17 protein-coding genes are annotated in these 16,195 nt (G+C 68.2%); 7 read left to right on the forward strand and 10 right to left on the reverse strand.

What is annotated here, in order from left to right; genetic code table 11:
• Positions 1-55: 55 nt before the first annotated feature.
• The 3 genes from cpaB to D1604_RS13815 form a co-directional block, all read right to left on the reverse strand.
• On the reverse strand, positions 56-1,009 hold the full coding sequence (gene cpaB / locus D1604_RS13805) for a Flp pilus assembly protein CpaB (RefSeq protein ID WP_119413757.1): 954 nt from the start codon (positions 1,007-1,009) through the stop codon (positions 56-58).
• Positions 1,010-1,127: 118 nt separating this feature from the next.
• Positions 1,128-1,640, reverse strand: a complete 513-nt coding sequence (locus tag D1604_RS13810; protein WP_119413758.1) for an A24 family peptidase — start codon at positions 1,638-1,640, stop codon at positions 1,128-1,130.
• Between the two features lie 130 nt (positions 1,641-1,770).
• Positions 1,771-1,956, reverse strand: a complete 186-nt coding sequence (locus D1604_RS13815) for a Flp family type IVb pilin (protein ID WP_024354993.1) — start codon at positions 1,954-1,956, stop codon at positions 1,771-1,773.
• 285 nt (positions 1,957-2,241) lie between these two features.
• Here D1604_RS13815 and D1604_RS13820 point away from each other — a divergent pair, with 285 nt between their 5' ends.
• From D1604_RS13820 to D1604_RS13830, 3 genes are read left to right on the forward strand one after another with little or no spacing between them, the layout of a single operon-like run.
• On the forward strand, positions 2,242-2,655 hold the full coding sequence (locus D1604_RS13820; RefSeq protein WP_119413759.1) for a pilus assembly protein N-terminal domain-containing protein: 414 nt from the start codon (positions 2,242-2,244) through the stop codon (positions 2,653-2,655).
• A gap of 11 nt (positions 2,656-2,666) precedes the next feature.
• A complete protein-coding gene (locus D1604_RS13825) occupies positions 2,667-3,197 on the forward strand; it encodes a TadE/TadG family type IV pilus assembly protein (protein ID WP_024354995.1) in 531 nt (176 codons plus the stop codon).
• A complete protein-coding gene (locus tag D1604_RS13830; protein ID WP_119413760.1) occupies positions 3,194-3,751 on the forward strand; it encodes a TadE/TadG family type IV pilus assembly protein in 558 nt (185 codons plus the stop codon). The genes D1604_RS13825 and D1604_RS13830 overlap by 4 nt, the downstream gene beginning before the upstream one ends.
• Before the next feature lies 1 nt (position 3,752).
• On the opposite strand, the gene D1604_RS13835 is transcribed toward D1604_RS13830, so the two are convergent.
• The 7 genes from D1604_RS13835 to D1604_RS13870 all read right to left on the reverse strand — a co-directional run bounded on the left by D1604_RS13835 (position 3,753) and on the right by D1604_RS13870 (position 12,958).
• A complete protein-coding gene (locus tag D1604_RS13835; protein WP_233552102.1) occupies positions 3,753-5,111 on the reverse strand; it encodes an anthranilate synthase component I family protein in 1,359 nt (452 codons plus the stop codon).
• 42 nt (positions 5,112-5,153) lie between these two features.
• Complete coding sequence (locus D1604_RS13840; protein WP_119413761.1) at positions 5,154-5,471, reverse strand: winged helix-turn-helix domain-containing protein; 318 nt, start codon at positions 5,469-5,471, stop codon at positions 5,154-5,156.
• 1 nt (position 5,472) lies between these two features.
• Positions 5,473-6,099, reverse strand: a complete 627-nt coding sequence (locus tag D1604_RS13845) for a hypothetical protein (RefSeq protein ID WP_024354999.1) — start codon at positions 6,097-6,099, stop codon at positions 5,473-5,475.
• 314 nt (positions 6,100-6,413) lie between these two features.
• Positions 6,414-7,859, reverse strand: coding sequence for an AMP nucleosidase (locus D1604_RS13855; RefSeq protein ID WP_119413763.1), 1,446 nt, complete (start codon positions 7,857-7,859; stop codon positions 6,414-6,416).
• Positions 7,860-7,934: 75 nt separating this feature from the next.
• A complete protein-coding gene (locus tag D1604_RS13860; RefSeq protein WP_119413764.1) occupies positions 7,935-8,585 on the reverse strand; it encodes an alpha/beta hydrolase fold domain-containing protein in 651 nt (216 codons plus the stop codon).
• A 64-nt stretch (positions 8,586-8,649) separates the two neighbouring features.
• Positions 8,650-10,773, reverse strand: coding sequence for a S9 family peptidase (locus tag D1604_RS13865; protein WP_119413765.1), 2,124 nt, complete (start codon positions 10,771-10,773; stop codon positions 8,650-8,652).
• Positions 10,774-10,849: 76 nt separating this feature from the next.
• On the reverse strand, positions 10,850-12,958 hold the full coding sequence (locus tag D1604_RS13870) for a dipeptidyl-peptidase 5 (protein WP_119413766.1): 2,109 nt from the start codon (positions 12,956-12,958) through the stop codon (positions 10,850-10,852).
• 68 nt (positions 12,959-13,026) lie between these two features.
• Here D1604_RS13870 and D1604_RS13875 point away from each other — a divergent pair, with 68 nt between their 5' ends.
• The 4 genes from D1604_RS13875 to murU are packed head-to-tail and all read left to right on the forward strand — an operon-like array spanning position 13,027 to position 16,193.
• On the forward strand, positions 13,027-13,905 hold the full coding sequence (locus D1604_RS13875) for a 1-acyl-sn-glycerol-3-phosphate acyltransferase (protein WP_119413767.1): 879 nt from the start codon (positions 13,027-13,029) through the stop codon (positions 13,903-13,905).
• Positions 13,902-14,402 carry a tRNA (adenosine(37)-N6)-threonylcarbamoyltransferase complex ATPase subunit type 1 TsaE gene (gene tsaE / locus D1604_RS13880; RefSeq protein ID WP_373561214.1) on the forward strand — a complete coding sequence of 167 codons (501 nt, stop codon included), beginning with the start codon at positions 13,902-13,904 and terminating at the stop codon, positions 14,400-14,402. The genes D1604_RS13875 and tsaE overlap by 4 nt, the downstream gene beginning before the upstream one ends.
• Positions 14,395-15,483 (forward strand): N-acetylmuramate/N-acetylglucosamine kinase AmgK, encoded by a 1,089-nt coding sequence (amgK, locus tag D1604_RS13885; protein WP_119413769.1) that lies wholly within the window; start codon positions 14,395-14,397, stop codon positions 15,481-15,483. Before tsaE ends, amgK begins: the two co-directional genes overlap by 8 nt.
• Positions 15,480-16,193: an N-acetylmuramate alpha-1-phosphate uridylyltransferase MurU gene (gene murU / locus D1604_RS13890; protein WP_233552103.1), complete on the forward strand. Its 714-nt coding sequence runs from the start codon at positions 15,480-15,482 to the stop codon at positions 16,191-16,193. Before amgK ends, murU begins: the two co-directional genes overlap by 4 nt.
• Positions 16,194-16,195: the final 2 nt, after the last annotated feature.

Here is a 16,195-nt window from a genome sequence, read left to right on the forward strand (position 1 = left end):
AGAGCGAGCACAGCGACGCTGGCGGCGACGGCGAAACGGCTCATGCGCGAAATCCTCATGGCGTCGGCACTTCCTGCGGCACGTCGCCGCCGCCGCGATAGACCTTGACCACTGCGCCCGTCCGCTCGCCGCCGCGCCTTACTGCGCCGGGAACGTGGCCCGACGGCCCCGCCGTGTCGGCATAGGAGCGCAGCACCAGCGACAGGTCCCCTTCGGACCGCGCCAGGGCGAGAAGTTCGGCGTCGCGTTCGCTGACGGCCAGGGTGGCGGTGGCGCCGACCACGGCCTTTTCGTCCTCGGCGGCGCGGGTGGTCTGGTCGATGGCCAGAACCTTCATGTTGCGCATGATGGTCGCCGTCGTGAAACGCGGCCCGGCGCTGCTGTCGTTATTCTTGATCTCGCGCGTCATCAGCACGTCCACCCGGTCGCCCGGCAGGATGAAGCCCCCGGCGGCGGTCTCGACATTGACGCGAATGGCCATGGCGCGCGTGCCCGGCTCCAGATAGGCGGCCATATAACCGCTGTCCCCGGCGCGGACGATCTTGCGCGCCACGATCGGCTCGCCCGCCAGAATGGGTTCGCGCACCACGGCGCCGATATAGTCGGACTTGGCGCCCGGACCGTTCAGTTCAGCGGCGGCCTTCAAGGCGCGCTCGACCGCCTGGGCGCGCGCCTGCTCACGGCTCTGCTCGCCCTTGGCGTCAACGGCGGCGTTCTCTGCGGCGGCGCCTTCGGGCTTGGCGGGCGGCGGGGTCGAGCCGTCTGTGATGAAGAGCGGATTCAATTCCTCGGCCGGCCAGTCCTTCCAGCTCAGGTCCGCGTCGGCCAGGCGTCGACCGGCCTCAAGGTCGCGCGCGGCGACCAGCACCTTGGCCATCGGCCGCGCCTCGACGGCGGCCGAGGCCGTCGCCGGTTCCCGATCGGGCGAGCCCATGGCGCGCACCACCAGCGCCAGGCCGACGGCGGCCAGGGCGGCGATACAGATGACGGCGATCTTGGCGGGCTTCATCGACGGTCTCCGGCAGACGCGACGACGCGATAGCGCGCGGGCCGCCCCCTGCCGTTAACAATGATGAGGGATCGAGGTTAACGCGTCCCTAAGCGGGACAGTCCTTGGCGAACGCAGGTCAACCGGCGATGAAGGCGGCCATCAACGGACTGGCGGGATAGGCCAGAAGAGCGCCGATCGCGATGGCGACGCCATAGGGAATGTCGCCCTTGGGCTGCATCAGCCGCATCACCCAGCCCGGCCCCGTCTGGGCCAGGATGGGCAGGCGACTGCGCGCCGTCAGCAGAAGCATGCAGAAGGCTCCGCCCGCCAGGCCCGTATAGAGGAGAAAGTGCAGCGTGCCCGACAGCCCCATCCACAGGGTCGCCGCCGCCAGCAGCTTGGCGTCGCCCCCGCCGATCCAATTCAAGGCGAACATCCCCGCGCCGATGAACAGCGCCGCCAACGCCATCCCGGCGGAAACGCCCACCACGCTCAGCGGCAGCCCCAGCGCCAGCGCCGTCGGAAAGAAGCCGACGACGAGCGCGATCGAGATCCAGTTCGGGATCTTCATCGTCGTCAGGTCGTGCAGAGCCGCGACGACGGCGAGCACCGGCAGAGCGGCGAGGAGAAGGAACGAAAGAGAATCCATCTCACCACCCTGATAGCAAGTCTTTAAAACTCGGTTTCCTCGATTGCGAAGCGCTCAACACTAAACTCACTTGCAAAGAAAAACGGCCGGAGCAAAAACTCCGGCCGTCGCACTTAAGTCCAAAAAGACCTTAGCCTTCGTCGGGAACCACCGTCTCAAGTTCAGTTTTAACCGTACCGAACATAGCCTGAACCTTCGGGCCGATGGCGACGAGCGCGCCGATGATGACTACCGAGATCAGGGCGGCGATCAGGCCGTATTCGATGGCCGTGGCGCCGGATTCGTCTTTGGCGAAGCGATTGATGAAGTTACGCATGAGTTGTCTTCCTTTTGTTCAGAGCGAGCAACAGTCCCACCATTCAGGGTCACCGGTTTTCTGCCCGCTTGATCCCCGTATGCCTGACGATCGTGCGCCGGATCGGATTAAGGACGCGTAAAATCTAGCCCTCTGTCGCAAAATTATGATGGTTACTTATATGTTTACTATGAAATAGCCCAATCCTCCGAGGACACGCGAATTTCAGGAAATCTTGACCTTTGCGCGCGACAGTTCACGCGCGGCGTCGCGCGCGCCCGTTCTTTTGACTTCGGAGGTTCCGACATGACGGCATCGGCCCAGCCCCACAGGGCGACCCTGATCCGCCTGCTGCTTGTCGGCCTGCCGGTTGTTCTGGGCGCGACGGCGGCGACGGCGCAGAGCCGTCAACTGGAAGTTCCGATCCATCAGGCTGCGCGCGTCCAGCTGGGCGCCGCCGCCGGGTCCGTCATCGTCGCCAATCCCGCCATCGCCGACGTCGCCGTCACCGACGCCCGCACCCTGTTCATCACCGGCAAGGCCTATGGGGTGACCGAGGTCATCGCCGTGGACGGTCTGGGCCGCCCCCTGTTCCAGCGCCAGATCGTGGTGGCGCCCAGCAACGCCGGAACAGTGCGGGTCTGGCGCGGCCGCGAGACGACCGAAGTGACCTGCGGCGCGACCTGCGCCCCTGCTGCGCCCGCCGGGCGCGGCTCTTAAAAGGCCGGGCCTTGGCGCGACGTTCTCACGACCGGAAACGACGCGAGGGCTCGAACGCCATCGAGTTCGGCCTGGTCGCCCTTCCTTTCTTCCTGCTGCTGTTCGGCATATTGGAGATCGGCCTGATGCTGCTGGTCGACGCCCTGGTCGAGACCGCCGCCTCGGACGCCGCCCGCCAGGTGCGCACCGGCCAGGCCCAGACCCAGGAACTGACGCCCGAGCAGTTCAAGGACAAGTTCTGCGCCGAGATGAGCCTGTTTTCCGGCGACTGCGGCCGCCGCGCCTTCATCGACGTGCGCGTACTGGACGACTTTTCCCTGACTGACCCGAGCAAGGCCCCGCCGGACCCCACCAGCGGCGACCTGTTCGACCCCACCGGCCTGAAGTTCGAGCCCGGCGGCCCCGGCGAGCGAGTGCTGGTCCGCATCTGGTACGAGCAGCCGATCGTCACGCCGATGATCGCCCAGGCGGTGTCGCGCACCAAGGACGGGCGGGTGATGCTGACCACCACCCTGGCCTTCCGCAACGAGCCCTATCAATGAGCCGGCGTCTGCGTCTCCGCTCCCTGTTCCGCCTGCTCGGTAACCGGGACGGCGCCACGGCGATCGAGTTCGCCCTGATCGCGCCGGTGATGATCCTGCTCTATTTCGGCCTGGTCGAGTTCAGCCAGGGCTTCATGGCCCAGCGCCGCGCCAGTCACGCCGCCTCGGTCGTGTCGGACCTGGTCGCCCAGAGCGAAAGAACCAACCGGGCCGGGATCAACGCCATCTACGCCGTCGGGGGCCTGATCATGCGCCCCTTCCCCGCCGCCGAACTTTCCATCCGCACCACCAGCATCTCCGTCGACGCTCGGGGCGTGGCTACAATCGAATGGAGCCACGGCAACGGCAAGGCGCTGTCGCCTCTACAGCGCGGCAATCGCGTCACCGATTTGCCGCCCGACGTGGTCGAGAAGGAGCAGACGGTGATCATGGGCGAGACCCAGTATATCTACAGGTCGCCGTTCGCCGCCGTCCTGCCCAAGCCGGTCACCCTGTCACGGCGTTACTTCCTGCGGCCGCGCACCGTTGATCGCGTCGTCTGCACCGACTGCTGACCTACCCCGCCAACGCCTCGCGCAACGCCTGGATCTTGGCTTCGGTCTCCAGCCGCTCGGCGTGGGGATCACTGTCGACGACGATGCCCGCCCCGGCTTGAGCGCGCCAGCGCCAGCCCGCCGCACCCTCAACGAAGGCCGCCGTGCGGATCAGCACCGACGCCGTCAGACGGAGATCGCCCGCCAGCCCCCATCCGAACAGCGAACCGCACCACGCCCCGCGCGGCGGTTCATGCGCCGCGATCACCTTCATGGCCTGATGCTTGGGCGCCCCGGTGATGGAGCCCGGCGGAAAGGCCGCCTCCAGCACCTCGGCCGGACCGAAGCCTGCGGCCGCCTCGGCGCTGACGGTTGAGACCAGATGATGCACCGTGGGGTGGCGTTCCAGCTCGCACAGCCCCTCGACCCGGACCGTTCCCGGCCGCGCCGCCCGCGCCAGGTCGTTGCGCATCAGATCGACGATCATCAGATTTTCGGCCCGATCCTTGGCGCTGGCCGTCAGTTCAGCCGCCAGGGCGTCGTCGCGCGCCGGATCGGCCCCACGCGGCCGCGTCCCCTTGATCGGCCGGGCCTCGATCCGCTTGCTCGCCTCGTCGAAGGTCAGGAACAGTTCCGGCGAATTGGACACGATCACCCGATCGCCCAGCCGCCAGAAAGCGCCGTAGGCCGCGCCCCGCACCGCCGACAGCCGCACAAAGACATCGAACGGATCACGCCCCGCCGCCAGCCCGCCCGACCAGGCGCGGGCGATGTTGGCCTGGAACAGCTCGCCCGCCGCGATGCGCCCCACGACATCCGCTACGGCGGCCTCATAGACCTCCGGCGCCGCCTCGCCCTCAAAGGCGGAAGCCGGCGCGGACGGCGTCGTCGGCGCCCGCGCCTGCGTCAGCCAGGCCGCCGCCCGACGCGCCTGTTCGCGCGCCTGCGCCCCGGTGCGGCCCCGCCCCACGGCGCGCACTTCTTTCGTCTGGTGATCGAAGGCCAGAAGGGCCGGATAGCGGGCCAGCATCAGATCGGGCCAGTCCCCGCCCCGCTCGCCCGTCGCCGGGCGGGCCCCCGCATCATAACTCATCAGGCCGACGACCCCGCCGCCCGCAAAGGCCGGACTCCGCAGAGCCTCGAAAGGCGCCGCTTCGTCCACCTGCCCTATCACGCACAGATCCGGCTCGCAGGCGACGAAGGACATCCGCCCTCCATGCGCGGCCGGATCGCCGGCCCCGGCGATCAACCCCAGCGCTCCCTCGCGCTGGTGGATCCCCGCCACGACCGCCACCGGATCGACCCAGACGCACGGCTCGACAGCCAGCGCCGAAAACGGACCGGACCCGCCTGTGTCGGATGATGAAGGGCGCTGGCTCATACCCGCCCTCCATAGCCGGTTCAGCATCGGGCGCCAGCTGCTCTAGCGGCCCGCCACAAGGGCGGACATGGCGTCCAGATAGGCGAGGAAGGCGTCGCGCCCCGCCGTCGTCATGCTGGCGCGCGTCAGGGGCTTGCGGCCCTGAAAGCTCTTGGACACGGAGACGAAGCCCGCCTCCTCCAGCTTGCGCAGATGCACCGACAGATTGCCGTCCGTGGTCTGCAGCCGGGCCTTCAGCTCGCCGAAGTCAGCGCTCTCCACGCCGGACAGATAAGCCATGATCCCCAGACGCACCCGGCCGTGGATCACTTCGTCGATGCGGCCGATGTTGAAATCGTCAGCCGGTTCTGCGGCGGCCATGTCAGACCACCTCCGCCGGTTCCTGGCGCGCCAGGATCAGGCCGGGAACGAAAGCAAAGAGGAACAGCCCCGCCGCATAGCCCAGCCACAACAGGGGGCTGCCGATCAAAAAGGCGATCAGGGGCGCGGCGATCCAGGCTCCGATGGCCAGCCGCCACTGCCACCTCTGGCCGCTCATGGTCGCCGAGACCGCCCAGCCGGAGCCGTAGAGGGCGAAGATCAGCGACGGGAAGATAGCGAAGGCGTCGCCGCGCCCTGTCATCCAGGCGATCACGCCCATCGACAGGAACATGACGAAGGTTGCCAGCCCCACGCCCATCCAGCCCGCGCCGGCGGCGCGGTTGCCCGCCGACCGCGCGCCCGGCCTGTGGCCACAGCGCTTGATCTCGACCATCAGGGCGCCGAAGAAGATCACCATGGCTGCGCCCCACAGCAGCGGATAGGCCATGGGCGACACCTCGATCACGCCGCTCTGGACGCCGTAGTGGGCAAGCGCCGCCACGCCGAACACCAGTCCGGCGATGATCAGGATGCGCCCGCCCAGCAGCGGCGCATGCCGCCCTTCCTGGGCCAGGGCCTTCATATAGGCGATGTCGTCGTGAACGGATTGAACCTGGTCGCGGGTCATGGCGTCTCTCCCTGCCTGTGATGCAAAAGATGAGCCAAGAACTTTATGTTGTAAAGTTCTTTCTTGAAAACAAACTCGAGCCTCTCCCTCCCCTTCATGGGGAGGGTGGTCGCAGCGAAGCGGAGACCGGGTGGGGAGGGCCAGGCGATATGAGCGCAGAGCGCCGCTGCAGGCGGGCGGAGCTTGATCAGCAGCCTAGCCGCCCCCACCCGGCTTCGGCCTAACGGCCTCAGCCACCCTCCCCATGAAGGGGAGGGAGAGGCGCCGCGCCTGCGCTCATGCAGCGAGCGACCGCGTCGCGCGATAGCGCCCTCTTACCGGAAAGGCGGCTCGTCGAAAGCGCGCAGCTTGCGCGAGTGCAGGCGCGCGCCCTCGGCCCGCAGTAGTTCCACCGCCTGAATACCGATCTGCAAATGCTCGGAGATCGAGCCCTCGTAGAAACGGTTGGCCTGGCCCGGCAGCTTTATTTCGCCGTGCAGCGGCTTGTCCGAGACGCACAGCAGCGTCCCGTAGGGCACGCGGAAACGATACCCCTGCGCGGCGATGGTGGCGCTTTCCATGTCGATGGCGACGGCGCGGCTCTGGTTGAAGCGCAGGGCCGACTTGGAATAGCGCAGTTCCCAGTTGCGGTCGTCGGTGGTGACGACGGTGCCGGTGCGCAGCCGCTTCTTGACCTCTTCGCCCGGCGCGCCCGAGACCAGCTTGGTCGCGTCATAGAGGGCGCGCTGCACCTCGGCGATGTTGGGGATGGGGATGTCGGCGGGCAGGACGGCGTCCAGCACATGGTCGTCACGCAGATAGGCGTGGGCCAGCACATAGTCGCCGATGGTCTGGCTGCCACGCAGGCCGCCGCAGTGGCCGATCATCATCCAGGCGTGCGGCCGCATGACCGCCAGGTGATCGCAGATGGTCTTGGCGTTGGACGGGCCGACGCCGATGTTGACCAGGGTGATGCCCTGACCGTCCGGCCGCGTCAGGTGATAGGCGGGCATCTGATGCTTGCGCCAGGCGGCGTCCATGATGGCCGCCTCCGGATCATCGGTGGCGCGCGTCACCACCACGCCCCCGGCGCAGGACAGGGCCTCATAGGGGCTGTCGGGATCGGCGATCTGGGCCGTGGCCCAGCGCACGAACTCGTCGACGTAGCGGTTGTAGTTGGTGAAGAGGATGAAGCTCTGCACGTCCTCGACCGGGGTGCCGGTATAGTGCCGCAGCCGCGCCAGGGAGAAGTCGGTGCGCAGGGCGTCGAACTGGGCCAGCGGATGCTCCTCGCCCGGCTCCCACAGGCCGTCGGACACCTCGTCGCCGATGTGGGCCAGTTCGGTCGTCGGGAACCAGCGGGCGATGGCCGCCGTCATGGTGCGGTCCAGCACCACGTCCGAACCATCCAGCACATAGGGGAAGGGAATTTCCTGATCCGACGGCTCGACCTTGAAATCGGCGCCGTATTCGCTCGCCAGCAGGGTCAGCTGCTCCAGCAGATAGGGGCGGAACAGGTCAGGCCGGGTGATGGTCGTGGAATAGACGCCGGGCCACGACAGGCGGCCATAGGCGCGGGTTTCCAGATTCTGCGGCCGCTCGCCGTGCCAGGTCACCGTCAGACGGGGATAGGCGAACAGGCCCGCCGCGCGGGCTTCGGGTTCGGCGCGCTCGCCGGTCGCCAGGAAGGTCTTCACGGCCTGGCGCAGATTGGCGACGGATTGATTGTAGAGGTTTTCGAGGCGGTCCAGCGCCGCCTGGGGGGTCATCTTGTCTGTCATGGCTTCCTCTAGCGGAAAACCGTGACCTTGGCGAGACAGGGGAAACACGCCGACATGACAGTTGACCGCCGAGACCTAGGCCAGGGCTTCGCGCAGGAAGGCGACTGCGCCCGCCATATCGCCCGTCGCTCCACGCCACACAGGCGCTGAATCAGAGGCGACGCCATAGGCCGAAGGGTCGGTGAAGGTCTTGTCCGGCCCTTCATTTGCGCTCAGGGCCGCCGCCGCGCGCGCGGCGGCAGGCGCGCCGGCCGCCGCCAGATAGCGTCGATCCAAGACCAGCATCAGGGCCGCCCGGCCGCCCTCGCCCAGTCCCAGAACGCCGATGCGTTCAGCATCGCCGCCGAGATCCTGGACCCGTTTCGCCGCCCAGGCGACAGCCGCCGCCGCGTCGGAAATGAAGGCCGGGTGCGGACTGCCCGGCGCCTCGCGTCGGTCGGCCAGGACCACAATGAAGCCGCCCTCGGCCAGATCGCGCGCGGCCCGTTCGTCCACCGCTTCGGGCGAGCCGTCCGGCAACAGGATCAGGATCGGCAAGCGGTTCGCCGCCGCCGGTCGATAGAGGCGCAAGGTCTGACGCGGATCGGCGCCATAGGCTGCGCGCGCCGTGCGCCAGCCGGGCGGCCCCAACTGCGCCGGCGTCATCGCCCCCTGCCCGATCAACGGCGCGCAGGCGGCCGTCGCCACGGTCGCCAGCAGCGGCGCCAGAAGCCCTCGTCGCGTCATGCGTCCTCCCCGAAAGACGAAGGGCGCGGCCCTGACGAACCGCGCCCCGAAGTCAGGCTGAGCCTTATTTGGCCAGGTGCTTGTCCAGCCAGCCGAACACTTCGTTGTGCCATTGCAGGCTGTTGGCGGGCTTCAGCACCCAGTGGTTCTCGTCCGGGAAGAAGACCAGGCGGCTCTCGATTCCCTTGCGCTGCAGGGCGGTGAAGGTCGACAGGCCCTGGGAGGTCGGGATGCGGAAGTCGAGGTCGCCCTGAACCACCAGCATCGGATCGCGCCAGTTCTGCACGTGGTTGGCAGGGTTGAACTTCTGATAGCCCTGCGGATTTTCCCACGGCGTGCCGCCGTATTCCCACTCGGTGAACCACAGCTCCTCGGTGCCGTAGCCCATGCCGAAGGTGTCGAAGACGCCATCGTGGTTGACCAGGCATTTGAACTCGCCCGGCCAGTTGCCCGCGATCCAATTGATCATATAGCCGCCGTAGGAGGCGCCGAGCGCGCAGGCGTTGTCGCCGTCCAGGAAGTCATACTTCGACTGAGCGAAGGACCAGCCCTTCTGCAGGTCTTCCAGCGGGCGGTCGCCCCAGTGCTGGCTGATGGCGTCGGTGAATTCCTGGCCGTAGCCGGTCGAGCCGTGGAAATCGATCATCACCACCGCATAGCCCGCGCCCGCATAGGTGCCGGGGTTCCAGCGATAGGACCAGGAGTTGCCGAACGAGCCCTGCGGCCCGCCGTGGATCAGGAAGGCCACCGGATACTTCTGACCCTCGACGTAGTTCGCGGGCTTGATGACGTAGCCGTGGACCGTCTCGTCGTTCCAGCCGGGGAAGCTGAACTGCTCAGCCTCGCCGAAGGCCTTGGTCGCCAGCTGCGGGTTCACATTGGTCAGGCGGCGAGGCATTTCGCGGCCGCGCCAGGTCTTGAAATAGAGGTCGCTGGGCGAGGTCAGGCTGTCCATCGCGAAGACGAAGCCCGAGGGCGTCTGGCCGAAGGCGCCGACGTGGCCTTCGCCCGTCAGCGGCGTGACCACGCCGTTGCGCGTATCGATGGCGAACAGCTTGGTCTGACCGACATCGCCCGCTGTCGTATAGAGCGTCTTTCCGTCCTTGGACCACTGCAGGGTGTCGGCCGACCGGTCCCAGTTGGCCGCGATCTGGCGCGTCTGGCCGGTGGCCACGTCGCGCAGGAAGATCGAGTATTTGTCCGCCTCAAAACCCGGACGAGCCATCGCGCGGTAAGCCAGCGTCTGGCCGTCCGGCGAGAAGACCGGGCCCGTGTCCCAGGCCGGGTTAGCCTCGGTCAGATTGGTCAGCTGGCCGGGCGCAGAGACGGCGACGCTGTAGAGATCGAAATTGGTGCTCCACGGCTCGCTCTTGCCGGCCTGACGGGCCGAGAAGACCAGCGACTGCCCATCAGGCGCGAAGGTGAATTCGCTCTCATCGCCGAAGGGCTTGGAGGGGGTGTCGCCATCGAAGCCCTTGGTGACCCAGACCGGCTCGCCGCCCGCCTTGCCGTCGGCGCCGATCGACTGGACGAAGAGGTGGTTCTGGGTGTGATCGTTCCACGTATCCCAGTGACGCACAAACATGCGGTCATAGACCTGGCCGGTCGACTTGCGCTCGCCCTCGGTCTTGCCGCGCGCGACCGAGGCGCTCAGGTCGGCCGCGTCGGGATAGACGGCCAGGGACACGGCCACCGCGTCGCCCGCGTCGTTGATGCGATAGGCGTTGACGTCGGTCGGCAACGCCGTGACCTGCGTCGCCGTCGCGCCCTTGTCCGCCGAGACCCAGACCTGGCTTGAGCCGGAGCGGCTCGACAGGAAATACAGCTTGCCGTCGGCGCCCCAGCGGGCGGTGTTGGCGCCGCCTTCGGAGATCGCCAGCTTCTGCGGCTGGCCCTCGCCCTTCAGGCTCAGGATGTAGAGGGCGCTGGAGCGCTTGTTGGCCGCCACATCCGTCTGGGTCAGGGCATAGACCACCCACTCGCCGTCCGGCGACACCTGAGGATCGCCCAGCCGGTTGGCCGAGATCATGTCCTGATAGGTGAATGCCGCACGGGCCTGGGCCGTCGCCGAGGCCGTCGCTGCGGGCGCCCCCTCGGCCCACATAGGCAGGGCAACGGCCGGCAGGGCCGTGGCGGTCAGCAGGGCGGCGGCGCTGAGGCCGGACAGGAGATGGGGCAGGCGGCGCATTCAGGCGCTCCTCATGCGGATGTGAAGTCTGGCCGAAGGCCTAACACCGCCGCGCGCCGCCCGCAAAGCCTGCTGTTTAAGGGGCCGTTTGCTGACCTTCCTTCGTCCAGTCGGCCGTCCAGTCCAGAATCTCCTGCTGCCACTCGACCCAGGTTTGCGGTTTGAGCACCCAGTGGTTCTCGTCCGGCACATGGACGAAGCGGCTGGGAATGTTCAGCCGCTGCAGGGCCGAGAAGGTCGCCAGCCCCTGCTCCATCGGCACCCGGAAGTCCCTGGAGCCGTGCAGCACCAGCATCGGCTTCTTCCAGTCGCCCGCATAGGTCTCGGGGTTGTGGACGTCATAGACGGCCTTGCGGTCCCAGGTCGGGCCGCCGAACTCATGGATGAAGGTCGAGATGTCCATGGCGTTCATCAGCTGCGGCACGTCGAACACCCCCGCGTGGTTGACCAGGCAGCGCCACGGCTCATTCCACTGGCCCGCGATCATATTGACCATATAGCCGCCGTAGGAGGCGCCGAGCGCGCAGGCCCGTTCCCCGTCGATCCACGGATTGGCCGCCAGCGCCGCCTGCCAGCCCTTGCGCAGGTCTTCCAGAGGACGATCGCCCCAGTGGTCGTTGATGGCGTCCGTAAAGGCCTGCCCGTAGCCTGGCGATCCGTGGAAGTTGACCATCACCACCGCATAGCCCGCCGCTGTATAGACCTGCGGATTCCAGCGGTAGGACCAGCTTTCGGTCCAGGGCGACTTGGGCCCGCCGTGGATCAGATAGACGGCCGGATATTTGCGGCCTTCGACGTAGCCTGCGGGCTTGAACACCCATCCGTGCGTCGTCTCGTCGTTCCAGCCGGGGAAGCGGATACCCTCGGGACGGGGCAGGTCGATGCGGGCCAGCAGCTCGGCGTTGTGCTGCGTCGCTTGGCGCGCGGGCTGGCCGTTCTTGGCGATGAAGACCTGCGTCGGAGCCGTGAAGCTCTCATGCGCATAGGCCAGAACGTCGCCGACCTCGTCGAAGTCGCCGACCGAGCCGATGTCGGTCAGGGCCTTCACCGCGCCGGTGCGGGCGTCGATCTCGAACAGGCAGTTCTGGCCCTCATCGGCGGCGGTGACGTAAAGCGCCCGCCCATCCGAGCGCCAGCTCAGGCCGGTGGGGCCTCGATCCCAGGTCGTCAGCTGGCGGGCGTTGGCACCGCTCGCATCGGCCACCATGACCACCGGCTGATCGCCGCCGACGTTCTCACGCGGAGCCGCCAGCCAGGCCAGACGGCGTCCGTCGGGCGACAGGGCGGGCGCCCCGTCCGGCCCCGAATGCTCTTCGGTCAGATTGACCGGCGCGCCGCCGTCCAGGCTCAGTCGATACAGGTCGCTGTCGTTGGTGAAAGGCGCGCGGTCCGCCTGTTTGCGCGCCGAATAGATGAAGGAGCGCCCGTCGCGCGCGATGGTTAGGCTGCTCTCGCCGACGCCCACATCTGCATCCAGCCCGGCGGTCAGGTCGCGCGGCTGGCCCTCGGCAAAACCCGAGCCGTTCAGCGGCTGCAGGAAGAGATGGCTCTGACGCCCGTCGGCCCAGCGGTCGAACACGCGCAGCGGCATCCGGTCATAGACCTGCTGCGTCGACTTGGCCCGCTCGGCCAGGCGATCCTTTGTGCAGTCCAGCGTCTCGCAGTCGGTATAGACCGACACGCCCAGCACCAGCGCCTGGCCGTCCGGCGTGAAGCGGAAACCCGACACGGACACCGGCAGGGTGGTGACCTGAGCCGCCGCCATGCCGTCGCGGTCCGCGCGCCAGACCTGGTTCGACCCGCCGCGCGCGGACATGAAATAGATCGACTGTCCGTCCGGCGCCCAGCGCGCGCCCGAGACGCCGCCGTCGGAGATCGGCAGACGACGCGCAGGCGCAGCGCCGTCGACATCGACCATCCAAAGGCCGATCTGATTCTTGTTGCCCGCCCAGTCCGTCGTGGTGACGGCATAGATGACGCGACGCCCGTCCGGCGAGACGCGCGGGTCGCCGACGCGCTCCATCATCGCCAGATCCTTCAGGCCCAGACGATCGGACGCCGGAGCCTCGGCCGACGCCGCAGCCGCGACGGGCGCTTCGCGCGCCAGCGTCGGCGTCGCCGCCAGACCGCCAGCCAGCAACAGCATCTGGACAGCCGCCGCCCTCATCCAATGTGATCGGGTCATTACGCTACACTCCCCCATGAATGGTCAGGCTTCCTGCATAGGCGGCCCTACAGCCTGCGCCAAGCGGGATGGCGCTTGCCCGCCGCCGCCGCCTCGGCGACAAGCAGGCGATGAGTTCGGCTCCCCACATTGTCGACGTCCTGATCGCCGAGCGCGCGCCCCGGCTGACGGGATCGGCCGCATGGCCGCTGGTCCGCCCCGCCCTTTACGGCCTGCTCGACTACGCCAAGGCGCGCCGCATGGCCGACGCCATCGGCCCCATGGGCGGGCGACAGGCGCTGGACTATGTCTCGGACCTGCTGGAGTTGACGGTGCGGACGGCGCATCTGGACCGCCTGCCCGCTTCGGGTCGATGTCTGGTGGTGTGCAACCACCCGACCGGCATCGCCGACGGCCTGGCCGTGCATGACGCCCTACGTACGGTGCGCGACGACCTGATCTATTTCGCCAACGCCGACGCCCTGCGCGTCTCGCCGCGCCTGTCGGAAACCGTGGTCCCGGTCGAATGGGTCACGGCCAAGCGCACGCGCGAAAAGACCCGAGCCACGCTTCAGGCCGCCAGGGAGGCGTTCGAGGCCGAACGCTGCGTCGTCATGTTCCCGGCCGGACGCCTGGCCCGCGTCGGCCCGGACGGCCTGCTGTCCGACCCCGAATGGGCCGCAACCGCCGCTTCGCTTGCCCGCAAATATGAGGCGCCGGTCATCCCGATCCACGTCTCTGGTCCGACCAGCCGCCTTTTCCACCTGTTCGACAATGTGTCGCAGGAGTTGCGCGACATCACCCTCTTCCACGAACTGCTGAACAAGAAGGGCCGCGCCTTCGACCTGATCGTCGGCCGCCCCATCCCGCCGCTGGCGTTGGACATCGATGCCCAGTCCGCCACCCTGAAACTGAAAACCTTCGTCGAGCGGACCCTGGCCGCCGATCCTGACGCGACCTTCGCCTGATGACTTTCGACCTTCCCGACGCCGACGCCACCACCCGCCTGGGTGAAGCCATCGCCCCCCTGCTGGCGCCGGGCGAGTCCGTCCTGCTCTACGGCCCGCTGGGCATGGGCAAGTCGACCCTGGCGCGGGGTCTGATCCGCGCCCTGACGCGCCCCGACGAGGACGTGCCGTCGCCGACCTTCACCCTTGTCCAGTTCTATGAGAGCGACCCGCCCATCGCCCATTTCGACCTCTATCGCCTCAGCCGTCCCGAAGAAGCCTTTGAGATTGGTCTGGACGAGGCGCTGGACGAAGGCTGCGCCCTGATCGAATGGCCCGAACGGCTGGGCGATGATCCCGGCCAGATGCTCGGCCCCGACCGGCTGACGATCGAAATCTCGGAACCCGCCCCTCAAGCAGCCGCCCTCAGCCAGGGCGATAGGGGCCTCTCCGGAAGAGTTGCGACCGTTTCCGGCGCAGGCTCGTGGGAAGCCAAACTGAAGGAACTCCATGTCTGACCGCGAAGCCCTCCGTCTCGACTTCCTTCGCTCGGCCGGTCTGGCCGGGGCCGTCCGCGCGCCCCTGCCCGGCGACGCCTCGACGCGGCGCTACGAGCGGCTGACCACGCCCTCGGGCGCCTCCCTGATGCTGATGGATCAGGCTCCCGCCGCCGAGAGCCAGCCCTGCGATCCATCGTGGACGCCGGAACAGCGCCATGCGCACGGCTGGAACGCGGTCGCTCGCCTGTCGGCAGGACGCATCGAGGCCTTCGCCGCCGTCGCCGCCCATCTGAAGTCGCTCGGCCTGTCGGCGCCCGAGATTGTCGCCGTCGACGCCCCGAACGGTCTGGCCGTGATCGAGGATTTCGGCGACGCCCTGTTCGCCCGCGTCATAGAGAACGGCGCCGATCCGGCGCCCCTTTATCGCGCCGCCGTCGAGGCTTTGGCCGTCCTGCACGCCGCCCCGACGCCCGAAGTCCTGACCGGCCCGGCGGGAGACTGGCCCCTGCTGGCCTATGACCAGACAGCGCTGCAGGGCGGGGCCGACCTGTTCGTCGACTGGCTGCCGAAACTGATCCCGACCCTCAGCTTCGACGAGGCCGCCATCGCCGAATGGCGCACAGCCTGGGCCCCAATCACGGCGGCGGGCGAGGCGGGCGCGACCGTCATGGCCCACCGCGACTACCACGCGGAGAACCTGATCCGGCTGGACGGCAAGACCGGCGCCGCCTCGGTCGGGATGATCGATTTCCAGGACGCGGTGAAGGCCCACCCGTCATGGGATCTGCACTCCCTGCTGCAGGACGCCCGCCGCGACGTGGCGCCCGAGCTGGAGGCCCTGGCGCTCGACCATTATTTCGCCCTGCGCCCCGAGACCGACCGCGAGGCCTTCATGGCGTCCTACGCCGGTCTGGCCGCCCTGAACGAGGCGCGCATTCTGGGCGTCTTCGCCCGCCTGATCGCCCGCGACGGCAAGCCCCGCTACGCCGCCTTCATGCCGCGCATGTGGGCGCACCTGAACGCCAATCTGAAGGCGCCGGGCCTCGACGCCGTCGCCGCCTGGATGGACCGCCATGTGCCGGAGGATCTGCGTCGATGACCGCCCCCACCACCGCCATGGTTCTCGCCGCCGGGCTCGGCACGCGGATGCGTCCGCTGACCAACGACCGGCCCAAGGCTCTGGTCGAGGTTGGCGGCAAGGCGCTGATCGACCATGTTCTCGACCGGCTGGCCGAGGCGGGCGTGACCGACGCCATGGTCAACGTCCACTGGTTCGCCGACCGGCTGGAAAGCCATCTGGCCGCCCGCACGCGCCCGACGATCCGCATCTCCGACGAGCGCGCCGAACTGCTGGAGACCGGCGGCGGTTTGAAGAAGGCTCGCCCCCTGCTGGGCGACGATCCCGTCTTCGTCGCCAATATCGACAGCGTCTGGATCGACCGAGGCGACGCGCTGGGCGACCTCATCCGCCTGTGGGACCCCGAGCGCATGGACGCCGCCCTGCTGCTGGCCCGGCGCGAAGGCTCGATCGGCTTCGAGGGCGGCGGCGACTTCTTCCTCGGGGACGACGGCGCCCTGATCTTCCGGGGCGAGGCGGCCAGCGCGCCCTACGCCTATATGGGCGTCCACATCACCCGACCTGACTACGCCGACCACGGCCCCGACGGCCCCTTCTCCCTCAGCCCCCTGTGGCGCGCCTCGGCCGCCGAGGGGCGTCTCTTCGGTTGCGTGCTGGACGGTGACTGGATGCACGTCGGCGACCCGCAGGCGCGCGACGAGGCCGAGGCGCGGCTGAAGGCGGAGACCTGACC

The organism is Brevundimonas sp. LPMIX5 (assembly GCF_003576505.1).
In the GTDB taxonomy this organism is placed as follows: domain Bacteria; phylum Pseudomonadota; class Alphaproteobacteria; order Caulobacterales; family Caulobacteraceae; genus Brevundimonas; species Brevundimonas naejangsanensis.